General features: G+C 30.2%; 16 protein-coding genes. 4 read left to right on the forward strand and 12 right to left on the reverse strand.

Annotation, left to right across the window (positions count from 1 at the left end; all coding sequences use genetic code 11):
• Positions 1–81: 81 nt before the first annotated feature.
• From vhuB to MAEO_RS00515, 7 genes are all read right to left on the reverse strand, one after another.
• A complete protein-coding gene (gene vhuB / locus MAEO_RS00485) occupies positions 82–1,233 on the reverse strand; it encodes a F420-non-reducing hydrogenase associated-polyferredoxin VhuB (RefSeq protein WP_011972820.1) in 1,152 nt (383 codons plus the stop codon).
• 103 nt (positions 1,234–1,336) lie between these two features.
• Positions 1,337–2,764, reverse strand: a complete 1,428-nt coding sequence (locus MAEO_RS00490) for a Ni/Fe hydrogenase subunit alpha (protein ID WP_011972821.1) — start codon at positions 2,762–2,764, stop codon at positions 1,337–1,339.
• 49 nt (positions 2,765–2,813) lie between these two features.
• On the reverse strand, positions 2,814–3,716 hold the full coding sequence (locus MAEO_RS00495; protein WP_011972822.1) for an NADH-quinone oxidoreductase subunit B family protein: 903 nt from the start codon (positions 3,714–3,716) through the stop codon (positions 2,814–2,816).
• 65 nt (positions 3,717–3,781) lie between these two features.
• Positions 3,782–4,207 carry a hydrogenase iron-sulfur subunit gene (locus MAEO_RS00500; protein WP_011972823.1) on the reverse strand — a complete coding sequence of 142 codons (426 nt, stop codon included), beginning with the start codon at positions 4,205–4,207 and terminating at the stop codon, positions 3,782–3,784.
• A 420-nt stretch (positions 4,208–4,627) separates the two neighbouring features.
• Complete coding sequence (locus MAEO_RS00505) at positions 4,628–5,932, reverse strand: formylmethanofuran dehydrogenase subunit B (RefSeq protein WP_011972824.1); 1,305 nt, start codon at positions 5,930–5,932, stop codon at positions 4,628–4,630.
• A gap of 234 nt (positions 5,933–6,166) precedes the next feature.
• Positions 6,167–6,559 carry a molybdopterin dinucleotide binding domain-containing protein gene (locus MAEO_RS00510; protein WP_011972825.1) on the reverse strand — a complete coding sequence of 131 codons (393 nt, stop codon included), beginning with the start codon at positions 6,557–6,559 and terminating at the stop codon, positions 6,167–6,169.
• Positions 6,560–6,827: 268 nt separating this feature from the next.
• Positions 6,828–7,223 (reverse strand): nucleoside-diphosphate kinase, encoded by a 396-nt coding sequence (locus MAEO_RS00515; protein ID WP_011972826.1) that lies wholly within the window; start codon positions 7,221–7,223, stop codon positions 6,828–6,830.
• Positions 7,224–7,455: 232 nt separating this feature from the next.
• Between MAEO_RS00515 and purE the strand changes: the two genes are divergently transcribed.
• Positions 7,456–7,926 (forward strand): 5-(carboxyamino)imidazole ribonucleotide mutase, encoded by a 471-nt coding sequence (gene purE, locus MAEO_RS00520; protein ID WP_011972827.1) that lies wholly within the window; start codon positions 7,456–7,458, stop codon positions 7,924–7,926.
• Between the two features lie 163 nt (positions 7,927–8,089).
• Positions 8,090–9,370: a phosphomethylpyrimidine synthase gene (gene thiC, locus MAEO_RS00525; protein WP_011972828.1), complete on the forward strand. Its 1,281-nt coding sequence runs from the start codon at positions 8,090–8,092 to the stop codon at positions 9,368–9,370.
• Positions 9,371–9,380: 10 nt separating this feature from the next.
• Here thiC and MAEO_RS00530 read toward each other — a convergent pair whose 3' ends face one another.
• From MAEO_RS00530 to MAEO_RS00545, 4 genes are all read right to left on the reverse strand, one after another.
• Complete coding sequence (locus MAEO_RS00530) at positions 9,381–10,253, reverse strand: radical SAM protein (protein ID WP_011972829.1); 873 nt, start codon at positions 10,251–10,253, stop codon at positions 9,381–9,383.
• Positions 10,254–10,381: 128 nt separating this feature from the next.
• Positions 10,382–11,353 carry a hypothetical protein gene (locus tag MAEO_RS00535; RefSeq protein WP_011972830.1) on the reverse strand — a complete coding sequence of 324 codons (972 nt, stop codon included), beginning with the start codon at positions 11,351–11,353 and terminating at the stop codon, positions 10,382–10,384.
• Complete coding sequence (locus MAEO_RS08125) at positions 11,343–11,879, reverse strand: vWA domain-containing protein (RefSeq protein WP_011972831.1); 537 nt, start codon at positions 11,877–11,879, stop codon at positions 11,343–11,345. Before MAEO_RS08125 ends, MAEO_RS00535 begins: the two co-directional genes overlap by 11 nt.
• A 509-nt stretch (positions 11,880–12,388) precedes the next feature.
• Positions 12,389–13,459: an ATP-binding protein gene (locus MAEO_RS00545; protein WP_011972832.1), complete on the reverse strand. Its 1,071-nt coding sequence runs from the start codon at positions 13,457–13,459 to the stop codon at positions 12,389–12,391.
• A gap of 214 nt (positions 13,460–13,673) precedes the next feature.
• On the opposite strand from MAEO_RS00545, the gene cobN reads away from it, so the two are divergent.
• Together cobN and MAEO_RS00555 are read left to right on the forward strand one after the other, a co-directional pair.
• Positions 13,674–17,363 (forward strand): cobaltochelatase subunit CobN, encoded by a 3,690-nt coding sequence (gene cobN, locus MAEO_RS00550; protein ID WP_011972833.1) that lies wholly within the window; start codon positions 13,674–13,676, stop codon positions 17,361–17,363.
• Between the two features lie 25 nt (positions 17,364–17,388).
• A complete protein-coding gene (locus tag MAEO_RS00555; RefSeq protein WP_011972834.1) occupies positions 17,389–18,348 on the forward strand; it encodes a hypothetical protein in 960 nt (319 codons plus the stop codon).
• A gap of 116 nt (positions 18,349–18,464) precedes the next feature.
• Here the strand turns inward: MAEO_RS00555 and MAEO_RS00560 are convergent, their stop codons facing one another.
• Complete coding sequence (locus tag MAEO_RS00560; RefSeq protein ID WP_011972835.1) at positions 18,465–19,730, reverse strand: ABC transporter substrate-binding protein; 1,266 nt, start codon at positions 19,728–19,730, stop codon at positions 18,465–18,467.
• Positions 19,731–19,969: the final 239 nt, after the last annotated feature.

Here is a 19,969-nt window from a genome sequence, read left to right on the forward strand (position 1 = left end):
AATATATTGTATTATTAATATCTATATTTATATTAGTTATATCCACATTACATTTCTTAATACCATATTTTAAAAAATAAATCATTTCAATCTCAAAATGTCTTTATCTTTTTTTAGACTTTCTGCACATGAAAGACAGAGCAGACACATAACACAATATCCTTTTAATGATATTTTATCATCAGTTAATCTTAAAGTCTTCATTGGACATGTAGATACACATTTTCCACATTTATCGCATAGGTGGGGCCCATATTCTATCCTATTATATTCTTTTCCATTGTGATTTATCGTGCCAATTTTTAATGCTCCTGTGGGACAAGCTGTAACACATGCTCCGCATACAATGCACATTTTTACGGATTTTGATTCACTCTCGGCAATTATGGCATCAGTAGGACAAACATTTGCACATTTTTCTAATATATCATAATCGTCTTCAATTATTACAATGCCTTCATCAGTTATTGGGTGGGCCGATTCATACTTAACATCAAGTGATAAAGCATCAACTGGACAAACCTCAACACATAAGCCACATGCAGGACATACTTTTGGCAGTTCTACTTTTAAATTATCGACATCTGGTGATATCATACTTCCAGGGCATATTTCGGCGCATGCCATACATCCAATACATTTATCTTCTGCCATAGTAAATATCTGCTCTTTATGTCTTTTCTTAGGAATTTCGCCTGCTACATATATGGCATTCCATGGGCATGTTTGGGCACATATTGAGCAATACATACATTTATTTTTATCCACAACTGCTCTGTCATTCTCAATATTTATGGCTTCTACGGGACATACTGGAACACATACTCCACACCCAACACAGGCATCAACTACGGCTATTGGGTCCTTTGGAATAATAATTTCTTTTTTAGGTTTATCAATAATTGTTGGAATTGATATGATTTCAATTGGGCATACTTCCACACACATTTCGCATAAAATACAATGTCCTTTTGAATATGGGAATATATTATCTACTTTTTTAATTTTTGTCGGACATGCAGTAGCACATGCTCCGCATTTTTTACATATTGAGGAGTTATATGATATCTTACCTGCCACCTCAGATAATGCCTTGGTTGGACATACTTTTACACATTGCATGCATAGATTACAACTATTAAATGGTGATATTTCTATGGCGTCAGTTGGACACACGGCTTTACATGCATCACATACTAAACATGCATCTTCTTGAATCTTAATTCCTTCCAATTTAACACACCGTTTGATTTTTTTAGAGATGAATTAATCCCTACGGACACACATTTATATTTATATATTATTTTTACTAATTTTTTTATTTTATTAATTTTAATTAATTTCGAACTGATTTAATTAATTTATTTTCTTCATATGTTTCCAATATAAGGCCACTACCACCAGAATCTCCTATAACATGTGTGGCACAAGATAAACAGGGGTCATAAGCTCTAATTACCATTTCCATATAATTTAAAATATTTGGTGTTGCATCTTCGGGTGTTTTTATATATTTTTCAGCTACTTTTTTTACTCCGATGTCCATTGCAGGATTATTCTGAGTTGTTGCCACAATTAAGTTTGTGTCGGTAATAACTCCTTTATCATCTGTTTTGAAGTGGTGGAATAATGTCCCCCTTGGTGCTTCAACACATCCGACACCTTCGCCAACTACATCTCCACTAGGTTCTGCCTTTATATCGGTATCAACGATTTTATCATTTTCTAATAATTTTTTCGTTAGTTCAGCACTTGAAAGCATTTCTATTAATCTTGCATAATTAAATAGCACCGGATAATGGCATGGTTCTCCATATTCTTCGATAAATTCTTTATAATATTTTTGTGCAAGGGGTGTTGCCATTCTGTCCGCTACATTGAGCCTTGATAGGGTATTTACCCTATAAACGCCTTCTTCTTCCCCGAGGTCTTTTAAGTATGGGAATTTTAAATAAGAATATGGTTTAACTCCTTCGGCAATATAGTTTAAATATTCTGATGGATTATATTCATAAGCTGTTTTTCCTTTTGAATCGCATACTCTAATTTTTCCATCATATAATTCATGTGTGCCATCATTTACCATTCCGGCATGATAGGATTCAAAGTATCCGATATCCAATAAATCATTATTTTTTATATTTTCAATTAATTTTTTTCCAATTTCGATCGATTTTTCAGATAACTCAACCGCCCTATCTGATAATTTTAATAATTCATCCCTTTTAGTTTCACTTAATGATATGGACTGCCCTCCAACAACTGCTGTGCAGGGGTGAATTGCTCTTCCACCGACGACTCTAACAATAGTTTGGCCTATTTTTCTTAATTCAATTGCTTCTTTAACAACTTCGGGATGTTCTTTTGCCATGCCCATTAAATTTCTTTTTAATATATCGTCCGTTGTAGGAAACATTAAATCAGGTGCCGCAAGAGCATAAAAATGAAGGGCATGACTATGAACTGTTGAACTTTGATGCATCAAATTTCTTAAAAGCATTGCGGTTTCTGGAATCTTTACTCCATATATTTCATCCACGGCTTTTGCACTTGCTAAATGGTGAGAAACTTGACATATACCGCAGATTCTCGGGGTCAATATTGGTGCATCTTCCACATATCTTCCTTCCATAAATTTTTCAAAACCTCTTACTTCCACCACATTAAAATGAACTGTATCCAAAGCTCCACTTTCGTCAAAAGACACAGTTATTTTGCCATGTCCTTCAACTCGTGTAACAGGCTCAACTGATAATTTTACCATTTTATGTCACCACATATTATTTATTTTATTTATTTTATAATTTTACCATTTATCTTTTTAATTTAATTGGAATTAAAGCACTAGGTAATGTAAATTTGTAAAAACATCCCATTTTATCGCTTATTGATTTGGGGAGTATTGTAGGGTCTGTTTCCTTATCATTGTCAATTCCAAAGTCAGAACATAATGCTGAAATCATTTTTGCACCTTGGTCTACAACAACATCCGTGGGCCCATAACATCCCGAACAAGGCACACCTACACCCGGACAGGTTGCGCCACAGCTGGACCTTGTAGCAGGCCCCATACATAAATACCCCTGTTCCAACAAACATTTTTCTGGTTCGGGAGCTCCCTTAACATTTCGTTTTAATGTATCAATTGAAACTCCTTCCTCACTTTTCTTTCTTGAACATAATTCGCACAAGTTTGTTGTTTCCAGTTCTGGTGTTTTTCCCTCCACCAATGCAATTAATATTTTTGCAATTAGTTCAGGTTCTGGCGGACATCCCGGAATAATATAATCCACATCAATTACATCAGGTAGAGGCCTAACTCTTGATGTTAATTCAGGGATTTCTTCATTAGGAATTATGCCTTTTTCATTTTCTGTTGAGGGTGTTGTTTTATATGCCTTGTCCAATATCTCTTCATTAGAATGTAGGTTCCCCAAACCTGGGACGCCCCCATATACTGCACAAGTTCCAAATGCTACAACAATTTTCGCCTTTTTTCTCATTTCTATTGCAATTTCTTCATTTTCTTTATTTCTAATCCCACCTTCAATTAAGGCAATATCTATATTGTCTGGAATCTCCTTAACATCCATTAAAACTGGACAACAGACGAGCTCAACCATGTCCAATACTTCTAAAAGTTTTTCATGTAAATCTAAAAAACTTATATGGCATCCAGAACAACATCCAAGCCATGTTGTTGCTAATTTTACCATTTTACCACCAATTATGACTATTTTTATTTTAGTTTATTATCTATTATTATTCGGTTTTCTAACAATTATTCTTTATTTAATTCATCTTTTAATTTTAAAGGGCCTAATGATTTTACGGTATTATATACTTCAGCCATGGTTTTTTGGAATTTTTCTCCTTCTGATGCTGAAATCCATTCAAATTTAAATCGGTCTGGTTCAATACCCAGTTCGGGAAGTAATTCTTCTAAAAATATCGCTCTTCTTCTCCATTTGTAATTTCCAGAATCATAATGACAATCTGCTAAATGGCAACCACCTACAAAAACACCATCAGCACCCTCATGAAATGCTTTTAAAATTAAAGAGGGTTCAATTCTTCCGGAACACATCACTCTAATTATTCTAATGCTTGGAGGGTATTGCATTCTACCTACTCCTGCGGTGTCTGCTCCACCGTATGTGCACCAGTTACAGCAAAACCCTATTATTTTTGGTTCCCAATCTGTCACTTAATCACCTATTAATATTATTGGTATGTATATTATATATTTTAATATATAATATAAATATTATATGTGATATATATAATATTATAGTTAAAATTAAATCATAACCTATATATACCACTTAAAACCAAATTGTGGGATATAATTTAAATGACAAAATTTCCTCAATTGAGTATATAGTTAATATTCAATAACTGTCTCTTATCCGTTCCAATTATTATGAATATATTTTCGTTTTTTAATAATATCGTAGTGATTTTAGCTTTTAATCATAATTTGGTTTAGTGAAAACGACCGAAGATTAACTATAATTCTAAAAAAAATAATATATATAAAAAATTAAAAATATTTTAGGAGCTCCCTAAAAATCAAGTATAAAAAAATAAATATATGTTCTATATCTGGCATCCCCTTACCATATTATTATAACATTTGTTTAACATTTAAAATTATTTTTTTAAGTATTTCTGTATCGCTTATTATTCCTTCAGGGGGGCTTACTACTTCTTTTAATCTCATGGGCATACAGTCCATTCTATAGCCTGTTCCTGCATGTTCTACTCCGCCGAATGCACAAGGTATTATTATATCACATACGGGGTCGGTGGGATTAATCACTGGATTTATATTTATCACTGGCATTTTTGCCATACTGGCCACGGCTTTGTTAGGGAATGAATGACCTGGGTCGGCACCACAAACAAGCATGGCATCAGCAGATTCACTTGTGAGCATATCTATTGTTGAACTTTCTCCTGGATTATATGTCGGATATCCTTTTGAGAAATCAACACAAAATGGATAACCTGTTTCATAAGCTGCCACAATGTTACAACCTGCAACATTATAGTGACCTCGCATAGGCACAAGAACTGATTTTATATGTTTATTTAAATCCGCAATTAATGTAATTGCATTATCAATATTCCTATGTTTGCCTCTGCTTTGAGTAAGTCCCATGCCAAAAAATACCACTGAAAATTGGTGTTTCCCAACAATATCAACTAATTCATATAATTGCTCTTTTGGAACTCCTGCAATTACATCTTGTTGTGGTTCTACTCCATTTAATATCATTTTCAAAGCACTAATTAGAATGTGGTCAGTACCTGGATATGGTTGTATATGAATATCTGCCATTTTCGCAGAGTCGGTTTTTCTCGGGTCCACTACAATCATAGTTCTGTCATGTATTCCTTTTTCCCTAAAAAACCCTCTTGCATGTATTGAATACCTGCTCATATGTCTTGGGTGGGCATGAACTGGATTACACCCCCAATAAAATACTAAATCCGCATAATTTTTAGCTTCATCCAATGAACATGTTGGGTATCCCCTATCTTGAACCGCTAAAAGTGAAGGTCCATGACAGACTGCCGCGGTATTGTCAAATACGCCCCCTACAAGTTCTGTTAATTCTATTCCTTTTTGCTGGGATTCACATAATGTAGCACTCCACCCGTATAATATGGGCCAGTTTGCCTCAACAAGAATTCTTGCAGATTCTTCAATTGCTGTATCCATATCAACTTTTTTTAATTCTCCATTTTCTTGCCTAATATGTGGGTCTAAATGCCTGCTACTTTTATGGGCTGAATGCATAAATTTTGCATGGCCAATTCTGCATAAATTTTTTGTTCCGGTTACGCCCCCATTTTCTACCATCACTTCTCCATCGTCACATAGGCACCCACAAAATGGACATACAACATCTTTAACTATCTCCATTTTTTCACCAATTTATATAGTTATAAACTTTAAGAGTTTTTACAGTGCGTTCGAAAAATATATTATATATGCCATGATTAATTGGGCAATATATAAAAAATCCCACAATATATGCATTGCAAGGAATTCTCGAACATACCATACTTTCGGACGGAAAAAATCCCAGATATTTGCTTTACAAATATATAATTATTTTTATGCCGGGCATAAGATTCATCTGAAAGAATTTAGCTTTTATAAATATGCCTGTTCCATCACTTCAAGGGAATTTTCTATTATTTCTTTATCTGTGGGTTCAATAGTTACTTTGGTCCCCTTAAAAGATGGCATTCCTGTACCTTCGGTTCTTGGATTAACTATTACATTTACCCAGGTTCCATATGCCACATATGCCATTCCTTCGAGGAGCTCCTCCTTAGCAGTCACTGCCTCCATAACTATTTCCCCATATTTGCTAGATAACAATACTTTGTCGTGGTCTTTCAACCCCAATTTAGCCATATCTGCTGGATTCATATCCAATTTTGTGCAGGCTTCTTTATATTTTTGCCCTTCTTTCCCTGATTCCATTCCCTCTCCCTGCCAGACGGAACGACCAGTTAATAAAAGAACTTCTAGTTTTTTCATAATACCACCATATGGCAGATAAATTATTTAAAAATGCTTATCATTTAATTTTAATTCATTGTGAATTAATATCACACTGAATATATATTAAAAAATACATAATATATAAAATTTTCTATTATCATTATTAAAATAATTAATACCAAGTTAATGATATGTATTCAATAAGTTTATTCTAATATGCCAAAAGAATATATTTATAGACTTTAGCGGACAACTGTTTATCCATGAGTAAGATTCTAAAAAAATAATATATAAAATTAATTTTCTAAAAAAATAAATTTATTTCCCTTTTAGCACTTTCTTCCGAATCTGAAGAATGTATTAAATTTGCCGGTGTGGTATATCCATAATCTCCCCTTATAGTTCCTGCTTCTGCTTCCAATGGATTGGTTTTTCCCACCATTTTTCTAACAGATTTTATAACTCCTTCTCCCTCTATTACCATTGCCACAATTCTTCCAGAACACATAAATGATACAATTTTATCAAAATAATCTCTTCCACGATGTTCCTCATAATGTTTTTCCGCGAGTTCCCGATTCATAGTAATCATTTTTAAATTTGTAATATTAAAGTTTTTATTCTCAAATCGTTGAATGATTTTACCTATTAGTTTTCTTTCGACTGAATCTGGTTTTAGTAATACCAATGTTTGTTCCATATTAACCCCTGTTAATATTTGATAATTTTCTTTAATTTTTTTTGAAATTGGTAGGTATTTTTCCATTTAATATTTGTATTTTATTTATCTAATATTATATACTTTTAGCATATACTTTATTATATAATTTTATTTTTATATTATATATGGGTATCAGTTTATCAAACATTTATATATTAAAAAAGTATATATTATGAATTAATATGGTAAAAAAATATGGAGTCGTGATAATATGATTACAATAATTATGGGTAGTGAAAGCGATTTAAAAATAGCAGAAAAGGGAGCTCCCCTATTAAAAGAATTTGGAATTCCATTTGAAGTGAGAGTGGCGTCAGCACATAGAACACCAGAATTAGTTGAAGAAATTATGAAAAATAGCCAGGCAAAAGTATTTATAGCAATTGCAGGACTTGCAGCACATCTCCCCGGAGTTGTAGCGGCTTTAACAACAAAACCAGTAATAGCTGTTCCAGTTGAAAGTAAATTGGATGGAATGGATGCTCTTTTAAGTTGCGTTCAAATGCCACCAGGAATACCAACAGCAACCGTTGGAATCGATAGAGGAGACAATGCAGCAATATTGGCAGCTGAAATAATTGCCATAAGTGATGAGGAAGTAAGTAAAAAATTAGTAGAATTTAGAGAAAAACAGAAAGAAAAAGTTATTAAATCAGACGAAAAAGTAAGAAATTTGTTTTAAAGAATATATTAATAATTGATATATACGAATATATTCAATTTATTTTTTAATAATCTAATAACTTTTTATAGGATATATTTTTTAAATATTAGTATGATGGATTATCAATTTTGTTTAATTTTATAATTGTAATTTATAATAATGTAATTTACGGTGTTTAATAATGACTCAAATGACAGATGCAAAAAACAATATAATTACAAAAGAAATGGAATTTGTAGCAAAAGAAGAAAATATTGCCGTAGAAAAAATAAGAAAATGGGTGGCAAAAGGATTCGTAGTAATCCCCAAAAATATACATAGAAACACAAAACCAGTTGGAATAGGGGACAATTTAAAAACTAAGGTAAATGTAAATCTCGGAACATCAACGGATTGTATAGATATAGATATGGAAATTAGAAAGGCCATCATCTCGGAAGAATACGGTGCCGATGCTATTATGGATTTAAGCACAGGCGGGGAGCTCCCAGAAATTAGAAAGCAAATATTAAAAAATACTACACTACCAGTAGGAACTGTGCCAATGTATGAAATAGGAATAGAATCAAAAAATAAATATGGTAGAGTAATTGATTTTGATGAGGATATTATATTTAACACAATAGAGAGACAGGCAAAAGAAGGAGTAGATTTTATGACTCTCCACTGTGGAATTACCAAACATACCATAGATACATTAAATAATGATGATAGAATTATGGGTGTTGTTAGTAGGGGAGGAGCATATATTACGGCATATATAATGCACCACCAAAAAGAAAATCCACTATATAGTCAATTTGATTACCTTCTTGAAATGTTAAAAGAGCATGATGTTACACTTAGTTTAGGGGACGGAATGAGACCGGGCTGTTTATGTGACCACACAGACAGACCACAAATCCAAGAACTTATAGTATTGGGAGAGTTAGTAGATAGATGTAGAGAAGCGGGAGTTCAAGTAATGGTAGAAGGTCCGGGACATGTGCCATTAAATAATGTGGAAACAAATATGAAGATTCAAAAAACCCTATGTAAAAATGCTCCATTTTATGTATTGGGGCCACTTCCAACAGATTTGGCAATGGGATATGACCATATAACTTCTGCAATTGGTGGAGCTCTTGCAGCATATAGTGGAGCTAACTTTTTATGTTATGTAACTCCTGCGGAGCATGTTAGACTAATGAATGAAGACGATGTAAGAGAAGGATTAATTGCATCAAAAATTGCCGCACAGGTTGCAGATGTTGCAAAAGGCAATAAACAGGCATGGGCAAAAGAAAAAGAAATGGCAATTGCTCGAAAAAATCACGATTGGGAAAAACAATTTGAGTTATCTATTGATAGCGATAAACCTAAAAAAATGAGAGAGGAGCTCCCGCCAAAAGAAGAAGATGCTTGTAGTGTATGTGGAGAATATTGTGCTCTTTTAATGGTGGAAGAAGCAGGAAAAAGATAAAAATAATTTTTTAAAATTTTTTTATCAAATATTCTCTTGCAAAACATTTATTATTTTTAACTTCAAATTTTTTTATATTTTTTTTTATATTATTTTCATTATCTTTATTTATATTTCCCATATAAAAATAGCCTTCCATCGTAGGGCATGGGTAAATATCCCCAAATTCATTAACAAATAACAAATCCCCAGTATTTAAAAAACAATATTTGCCTTTTGGTCTTTTTTGGAGATTTTTTATGTAAATGGGATAGTTTTTTAATTCTTTTAAAATTTTATTGAATTCTTCTTCATTTGGCATTAAATTTAAATGTTCTTTTTGCTTTGGCTTTAATAAATCAAAACTAATACTTTTAATCCCTAACGCAATTAAATATTGAATAAATTCAACCATATGGGGCAAATTTTTGTTTGTAATTACTGTTGTAATTCCAAAAGGAACGCTGTTATTTTTTAATAAATATATTCCTTTTAAAGTATCCAATGTGGATGGTCTCCCATTTTTATATGGTCTTAAAGTATCATTAATATCCATTCCATCGATACTAATACCTATTTTTATGTTTAACTCTTTAATTTTTTTAATTAATTCATTATTTAATAATGTTCCGTTTGTTTGAACTGCATAGGAAATATTTTTAGTTTTATATTCTTTTTTACAGTATGATATTACCTTTTCTATTAGCTCAAAATTTAAAAGTGGTTCGCCACCTGTAAATTGAATTTTTAGGAGCTCCGTTCCATCATTTAAAATATAATCTATTGAATTTTTTGCAGTCGTAAAATCCATGTTTTTATTTATCTTATGTCCCATATTATAACAATAAATACAATCTAAATTACATCTGTTGGTTATTTTTAATATTAAATATTTTTTCCTCATTTCTACACCAAATATGGTCAGTCCAGATTTCTGTATTATTATTATTATATTTTATTATGGCATATTATTTCTATTATGTATTATATAGGAGCTATATTTGTGTTAATTACTAAAATACAAAATATGGATTATGGATATATCATAATACCAATTATTATTAAAATATCAATTAACAAAGTAATCATGGCATTTATCATGACAATTTTAGTTCCAAATTTAGCTCCAAATAATGAAACATGTAATGGTAATGAATGTTTGGCATATTTAGAAGATAGCGTTATAACATTTCCAATTACAAGCCCAATCAAAACTTCCTTTGTCGTTAATATACTTTCTTTCAAAAATCCTCCTGCCATAATAATAGCACTTTGAACATTTACTGTTTCAGTTAATGCCACCAAGCCAACATTGGGATTTAATTCTAATTGGTCTGTTAATGGACTAATAAATATGGTTATCAAGTCAAAAAATCCAATTTTAGATAAATACATTACAAGAAACATTGTTATAAACATTATTGGAATTAATTTTTTTGAGAATTTTAAAGTGCTGTTAAATGATTTATTTATATTTTCTTTTTTATTTAATTTATCTGTTTTAGGTATGTCAAAATCCACATTTTGCGAAACCAACCTTAAATAAACCAATCCTATGATACTTTTTATAAATGCCACGCCCAGCCTAATCAAGATATAAAATACCCCAGTTAATCCAAGTATTGGTATTACAACAGGTACAAAAAAAGTAATTGTGTGAGACAATACCGATGGAAATGAATTTGCAAGGGAGCTCCCAATTATTTCCTTTTTAGTTAGTTTTTCATCTTTTAATCCTTCCGCTAAAATGGAATATCCCACAGTTGGACTAAAAAAACATATAGAAATAGAATATAATGAAAGAGGATTTATCTTTAAATTCTTCAACGGTTTCATTAATTCTAAAAATTTTTTCATTATGCCTGTGTTTATAATATAATTTAAAATAAACATTGATGATAATACAATTATGCCTATTTTTATTGTATATATCAGAGATATATTTAGGGAATTTAAAATAATTGATATATCAAATATTTTAGATGCGATAGAATTATCTATCAATATTACCACCTATCGCCAAATTATTTACTATTCCAACAATATCACCCACATTTAAATCGTCTATTTTATAATATTCGAAACCATATTTTTTAGCAAGATTTTCCCCAATTCCTATTTTTATAAATGATTTTGGTTCAGTATCCACCAATATAACGGTTATTTCATCTTCTGCGAACTTTTCGCAAATATCAAAAACTTCTTTTATATAATCGTCTTTCATAGCAACATTTGGCTTAAAATCACTTATAAATAGGGCTATTGGAATAATATTTGGATTTTTTCTTATCTCATTTTTAATTGCTTCATAAGAGTTAAAAAATGCCTTTGAAAGTGGTGTTTTCCCGCCCGTCGGTAAATTTCTTAGTAGTTTTTCTCCCAATTCAACCGATGAAGTAAATGGAAGAATAAGCTCAGCTTCTTCTTTTCTAAATGAAATCATTCCAATTTTATTTCTTTTTTGATATGCATCCATTAATAAAGATGAAATTGCCCCCTTAGAAACTTCCATTCTTTTCATTGCCCCCATGGAACCACTTGCATCTACGGCAAAAAGTATATTTGTTGAAATTTTCTTTTCTCTAACTTTCTCCCTTAAATCTTCCTTTTTAATATGTATTAATATATTTTTATTGTCGGATTTTTCTTTTCTATCCTTTTGATATAATGCACTGGCCCTAAAAGTAGCATCAAAAGCTATATCGGAGGTTTTTCCTCTTGGGATTTTGTATTTTATATATCTCCCCTTTTTGCTAATACTTTTTACCTGCCTTCCGCTTGAATATCTATTTATATTATCTTTCTTTTTTATTTTTATTATATTTGGATTTATATTTCCATTTGCATTAAATATCTGTTCTTGATTGCCTTTACTGTTTTTATTATCGTTATTATCGTTATTGTTGCTATCACTGTTTTTATTATCGTTATTTTGATTATTCGGTTCATTCTCGGGTTTTTCTTGTTCTTCTGTTTTTTCGTCTTTTTCGTTTTCCTCGCTTTCTTCATCACCATTATCCTGTTCTGTTTCATTATTATTTAGTTTTTTTTTAAATCATTCTCCTTATCATTTTGTTCTTTTTCATTTTCCTCATTTTCAAAATTATTTATCATTTCCTCTATTTTTTCATTATTTAATTGTGGAGGCTCAAAAGGCTTTCTTCTCATTCTATGGGGTAGTGCTAAATCACATGCCTCTTTAATATCCTCGATACTAACATAATCCTTGCTGTTAAATGAGGCTATGGTTTTTGCAGTCCTTGCCACAGTAATATCTGCCCTATTTGTAGGAATATTTAACTCAATACAAATTTTTGAAATTAATTCCAATAAATCATCACTAATATTTACACTGTCTAAATTTTTTCTCGCATTTTCTATTTTTTCCCTTAAATTAATATTTTCTTCTTCACTTTGTTTATAAACTTCCTCTGGATTTTTGTTAAATTCTTCAACCATTTTTATAACTTCAACCCTTTGTTTAACATCATCTAATCCCTCTACATCAACCATTAAACCAAATCTATCCAATATTTGAGGTCTTAATTCTCCCTCTTCTGGGTTCATTGTTCCAACCAGTATAAATTTAGATGGATGTTTGATATTTATTCCCTCTCTTTCAATAGTATTCCAACCCATGGCCGCCGCATCTAAAAGAATATCTATAATATGGTCATCTAATAAATTTATTTCGTCTATATACAGTATATTTCTATTGGCATCTGCCAATATTCCTGATTCCAGTGCCTTTACTCCTTCTTTAATGGCTTTTTCTATGTCAAGCGTTCCAATTACTCTATCCTCTGTGCTTCCTATTGGTAAATCTACAACTTTCATTTTTCTTTTAATTGTTTTTAGCATTCCATTTTTCCGTTTATCTTTACATATATCGCACATATCTCCATATGGATTACAGTTAAATGAACATCCTTTTACAATTTCAATTTCAGGTAGGAGCTCCGCCAATGCCCTAACTGCTGTGGATTTTGCTGTTCCCTTTTCTCCTCTAATCAATACTCCGCCTATTTTTGGATTAATAGCATTCAAAATTAGTGCCTTTTTCATTTTTTGCTGTCCTACTATTGCCGTAAATGGAAATACCATTGTCATAAAATTACCTCTTTTTAAATTATGTTTTCCATATATTAAATATAATTTTAATTATTTATTTTATTTTTTATTGCCTTTTATTATTTTTATAATTATGCATGATTTTTATAATTCATCATTATTAATCATTATAATAATGATAACATATATATAATATTAACTGTTATTTTTTAATAATGTTATAATAATTATATTAATATATTATGGTGATAGTATGAAAAATAATAAAAAAAGTATTATTAAATATAAAAAACAGGATATTAATATAACAATAATAATGTGGGCATCATATTGTTCCATAATAAATAACTCATACAATTTATTAAAAAAAGAACTTAAAGATAAATATGGTATAAATATTAATCTAAATCTTTACTCCACAAGAGATATATCTGACAGATTTGATGATTTTTCAAATGATGCTAAAAACTCCGATATTGTTTTTATGTATCGAACTTCCGCCGATGATTTTTACGATGATAACATTGAATTTAATTTTAAAAATTTAATAATAACAGGTCAAGACCCATCTTATTGGAATTCTAAATTATCTTCAAATGCCTACATATATACAACATATGGAGGTATTGAAAACTTTAAAAATTTAATATTATATTTAATATCAAATAGTAATTTGGGAGTAGATATTGAATATAATGAACCAAATAAACTGCCATTTCAAGGTATTTATTATAAAGAAAAAATTTATGAAGATTTAAACGATTATCTAAAAAATAATAAAAATATTGTTTCTAATAAAAATACTGTTGGCATTTTATTTTCAAGGCACTATCTTGTAAATGAAGATTTGGAAGTTATAGATGAGCTAATAAATAGACTAAACAAATATTTTAATATTATTCCAGTATTTACCTATGGGGCAAAAGATGAATATATAGGGGCATTGGGAAGTGGGCAGTGTATTTTAAATTATTTTTTTAAAGAAGATAAACCTATAATAGATGCAATGGTAAATTTATTGTCGTTTCCATTGGGTACAGTTAAGAATAAATCTACATTAAAGAAAATAACAGGAGTAAATATATTAAAAAAATTAAATATTCCTGTTTTCCACCCTATAATGAGTTATTATAAATCATACGATGAATGGAAGGAAAATATACAAGGATTATCTTCCGAAATTGGATGGAATGTGGCTTTACCTGAATTTGAAGGAGTAATTGAACCAATAATTATTGGGACAACAGAGAAAAATGGAAGTTTAGAAAAAAAGAAACCGATTGAAGATAGAATTGATAAAGTTGTCAATAGAATAAAAAAATGGATTGATTTAAAAAATGTGCAGAACAAGGATAAAAAAGTAATATTTGTATTACATAATGCTGCATGTGCTTCTGTTGAGGCAACAGTTGGAAGTGCTGCACATTTAGATACATTTCAAAGTATGATAAATATTATGAACAAAATGAAGGAAGAAGGATATTGTATTGAGAATATTCCAAAAGATGGAGATGAATTAGTTAAAATGATTTTAGATAAAAAGGCAATATCAGAATTTAGATGGACTACTGTAAATGAGATAATTTCCAAAGGGGGAGCTCTGCATTTAATGGACGAAATGGAATATATGGATTATTTTAACACACTTCCAAAAAAGGTTAAAAATAAAATATTGGATACTTGGGGAGATTTAAATGGAAAAGATATTCCTGCATCTATGGTTTATAAAGATGAGAACAATAAAAATAAAATTGTAATCACTGGTTTAAAATTTGGAAATATATATTTATGTGTTCAGCCAAAAAGGGGCTGTGCTGGTGCAAGATGCGATGGAAATGTATGTAAAATACTTCATGACCCAGAATGTCCTCCAACTCACCAATATATGGCCACATATAAGTATTTTAATGAGATTGGAGATGTAATTGTTCATGTGGGGACCCATGGAAGTTTAGAATTTTTGCCCGGGAAAAATATAGCACTATCTAATGAATGCTATCCAGATATATGTATAAATGATACACCTCATTTGTATATTTATAATTCGGACAATCCGCCAGAAGGAACCATTGCAAAAAGAAGGAGCTCCGCAACATTAATTAGTCATATGCAAACCGTTATGATTGATGCTTTTTATAGTGAATTGGAAACGCTGGATAATTATGTAAATGAATATTTAAAAGAGATGGATATTTCAAAAAGGCATCAATTAGAGCACTTAATTATCGAAGAGGTTAAAAAAACCAATTTATTAAAAATTAAGGAAATAATAGAAAGCATTGAAAATGATGCCAATAAATCATTGCACAATAATTTTAATGAAATATATTCTGATTTAAGGAATACTTTGGAAATGATAAAAACCTCTAAATGCAACGATGGAATGCATATTTTTGGGGAGCTCCCACAGGACGATAAAAGAATCGAATTTATAAACTCTATTTTGGAGTTTGACCATAGGAATAATAAAAATCTAAAAGAAAATATAGGCAAAATACTAAACAATGAAGATATTGAAGATAAATATATAGAAGATAAAGAACTAAAAGATAGAATAATTGACCTAAACAAAAGAATTGAAGATTCAAAAGAGATAGAAAGTCTGTTAAATGGATTTGATGCAAAATATATTGAGCCAGGACCATCTGGATTAATTACACGGGGAAGAGACGATATATTGCCAACTGGAAGGAATTTTTATTCATTGGACCCATACAAAGTTCCAACAAAATCAGCATATAGAATTGGAGTTTTACTTGCCGAACATATTATTGATAAATATTTAACTGAAAATAATTCTTATCCCGAAAATGTGGCAATATATTGGATGTGTTCCGATATTATGTGGGCTGATGGGGAAGGCATGGCTCAAATACTTCATTTAATGGGAACAAAACCAAAATGGAAGCATGGAAAGGTTGTTGGAGTTGAAATAATTCCATTAGAAGAGCTAAATAGACCAAGAATTGATATCACTATGAGAGTAAGTGGAATTTTAAGGGATAACTTTCCGAACTGCATGGACATTGTAGATGAGGCAATATCAAAGGTTGCAAAGCTTGACGAACCCAGTGAGATGAATTTTGTTAAAAAACATGTTATGGAAGGTTTAGATAATGGTTTATCATTTAGAGAGGCGACATATAGAATATTTTCTTCAAAACCCGGAACTTATGGAAATGGTGTTAAATATGCCATATATTCAAGTGCATGGGAAAATGAAGAGGATTTAAAAGATGCCTTTATGATGTGGAATTCTTATGCCTATGGAAAAGGCATATTTGGGGATAATGCAAAGAAATCATTTGAAAATATATTAAAAAGTGTTGATTTAACATTTAATAAAACTGTTAGCGATGAATATGATTTATTTGGGTGTTGCGGTTATTTTGGAACCCACGGAGGATTAACAAATGCTGCAAAGGTTATATCAAAGAAAGAGGTTAAATCATATTATGGAGATACAAGAAACCCCGATAAAGTAGGCATTAGAACTTTAAATGAAGAGATAGAAAGGGTTTCATTAACAAAATTATTAAATCCAAATTGGATTGAAGGCATGAAAAAACACGGATATAAAGGAGCGGGAGATATATCAAAAAGAGTTGGGCGAGTATTTGGTTGGAGTGCTACAACAAAAGAAGTTGATAATTGGATTTTTGAAGAAATATATAATACATTTGTAAAAAATGAAGAAAATAAAGAGTTTTTTAGAGAAAATAATCCATATGCAATGGAGGAAATTGGAAGAAGATTGTTAGAGGCATATCAAAGAGGACTTTGGAAAACTGATGAAAATAACATTGATGATTTGAAAATGATATATATGGAAATTGAAGGAGATATTGAAGACACCTATGGAGATATTGATATTGGAGAATTTCAAGGTGGCAGCATAGATATTGACATGAGTTGGAAGAAAAAATTAAAAGAAAAATATTAAAATATTAAAATTTGGAGTAAAGAACATGGATTTTTTAAACATATATACTGTATCTATTTTATCCATATCATTTGGATATATTTTGGCGGAGCTCCTAAATCAAACAAATTTAATAAAACTTATCGGAAAAAAGACATCAAAAATTTCAAAAATAGGAATACATCCTTCATTATCTACTGTACCAGCACTATATTTAGTTAGTCCAAGATTAGCACATAGTATGGCAAGTTCTTTATTAAAAAACAGCGATATTAAAGAATTTGATTTATTTATCGCAGTTTTAGCCTCAAATTTTCCACTTAGATTAATGTATGTATATAAATATTATTTACCTGTGCTTGTTCCTCTTTTGGGGATTGTTGCACTGTATTTTATTGGTTTAAGAATTATATTTGACATCTTTTTATTATTTATTGTAATGATTATCGGTAGAAAAAATTATGCCAATATCAATTACAACAATATTGGTGGAGGTAGTATTAACACCAATAATATGCCCAATGGCAACAATAATAATAACATAAATATTATTTTTTCAAAACAAATTATAAAAGATGCAGTATTTAAAGGTTTAAAGTCTTCCTTAAATTTTGCAAAGACATTTACTCCTGTATTTTTAATTGTTGTTTTTCTGATAAAATTTGGAATTATGGATAAATTATCTATTTTAATGACTCCTATTTTAAATCATTTAGGTTTAGATTCTATGGGAATAACCTATATTACAACTGCAATATTGACTCCAAGAGTTGCCTATGGAATGGCAAATGTTATGCTTAATTATAATTACCCCATAATGACAGTTTTAGGCTGCATGTTTATAGGAAATGGATTATTTGTTTTAGTTTATGAATGGTGGTCAAGACTTTTGCCATATTATTATGGATTATATCCCAAAAAAACAGCTTTAAAATTAATTTTTATTCAGGCATTTATGCCTGCATTATATAATTTATTGCTGGGAATTTTGTTGTTAAAATTTTAAAATGTTGGGCACGGAGCTCCGAGATTTGAAATTGTAAAAATTGAGAAGCAAGTTTTAGATTCACGGAAATAAAAAATAAAATAATATATAAAAATATATAATAATAAATAAATTTATTATTGTATTTTATTGTGGTATTTCAAATCATCATCTCCACCAAATAATTCTGGGTGAAGCATTTTAGCATAATCCATCATATATCCTGCTGGGTCTATGGCTTCATATACATAATATTTTGGTTTTGTTATATAGAATCTTCCATTTTGAAGTGACTTAAATTTATCAAAATTAGCTGTGCTGTAATTACCAAATAATTCTTCTTTTGTAGTTATCTCATTACTGTAATAATGTCTCATTATACAAACATCTGAATCCATGGCTCTTTCATAAAATGTTTCTTTATCAAGATACTGGAAAGATGTTCCGGGAATATCGTTAAATACATATTCTCCTTTGAAGTTATTTGCCATTTTATTGTAGTAATGTGCCGAACCATAAACTCCCGGTGCATCTTTATATTTTGACCAGCTAAATAAAGTAACTGATGGGTAATCATTTTCAGCATATACTTTTCTCAGTATGTCATTTCTAGCTTTCCATGCATCTTGGAAATAATTTTCTGTTTTATTATATTTGTCTTCTCCCCAGAATGCAGCGGAAAATTTTATCCATTCTATTCTTCCCATATATGTTGGTTCATCATAGGTGTAAAATCTTGAAACTGTCAAACCATTTTTTACCAACTGTTCTTCCATTGTATCGTGCGAAGACCAATCCCCTAAAAATACAATATCGGGAGATATATTTAGCACAGTTTCATAATTGATACTACTAGATTTTCCAATATCTGCAATTTTTCCTTCATTATATCTGGTTGTAAGTTCAGGCGAATAACCTATAACATAACCAGTAGTTCCTTTTATTGAGTCATAACATGAAGCATCTTTTAATATATCTGCTGTTGAAACAGTCGGACAATAAAATATTGTAGCAATTTTTCCCACCGGAGCATTTATTACCTTTGCGTCGGGAATATTTGGATTTGTTCCGCCATCTTCCAATAATACAAATTTATTATCTTCTGAATCAATAACCACACAGTAACCATTATCCCAGTGAGGTTCTAATTTAAAATGTTCTGCAAATACTATAGGTTCTCTCATTTGGTCATAATGTTTGAATAGATATACAACATCTATAATATTTATTGAATTATCACAGTTAATGTCTCCAACCTCATAATCAAGGTTTCTATTTTTGAATAGATATACAACATCTATAATATTTATTGAACCATCTTCATTCACATCCCCAAACTTCTCGCCGACAATTGAAGGCATTAGAATTAGGGATAATATAGATAATAATATTAATTTCTTCATATATATCACCCATTAGTAAGTTAGTAATAATAATTTATTGAATATAATTATTACTAAATAGGTATAATATATACATCATATATAAAAATTACGATTAATATAATAAATAATATGATAAACTTCTTTTGAAAATATTTATATATATGTTGATAAATATTTCAAAACATAAAAAACACATGATACATTCAAAGTCTGTTCCCTAATTTTAATAATTCAAAATTTTCTTTTAGAAATTTTGC

Origin of the sequence: Methanococcus aeolicus Nankai-3 (genome assembly GCF_000017185.1) — an archaeon.
Lineage (GTDB): Archaea > AGJL01 > Methanococci > Methanococcales > Methanococcaceae > Methanofervidicoccus > Methanofervidicoccus aeolicus.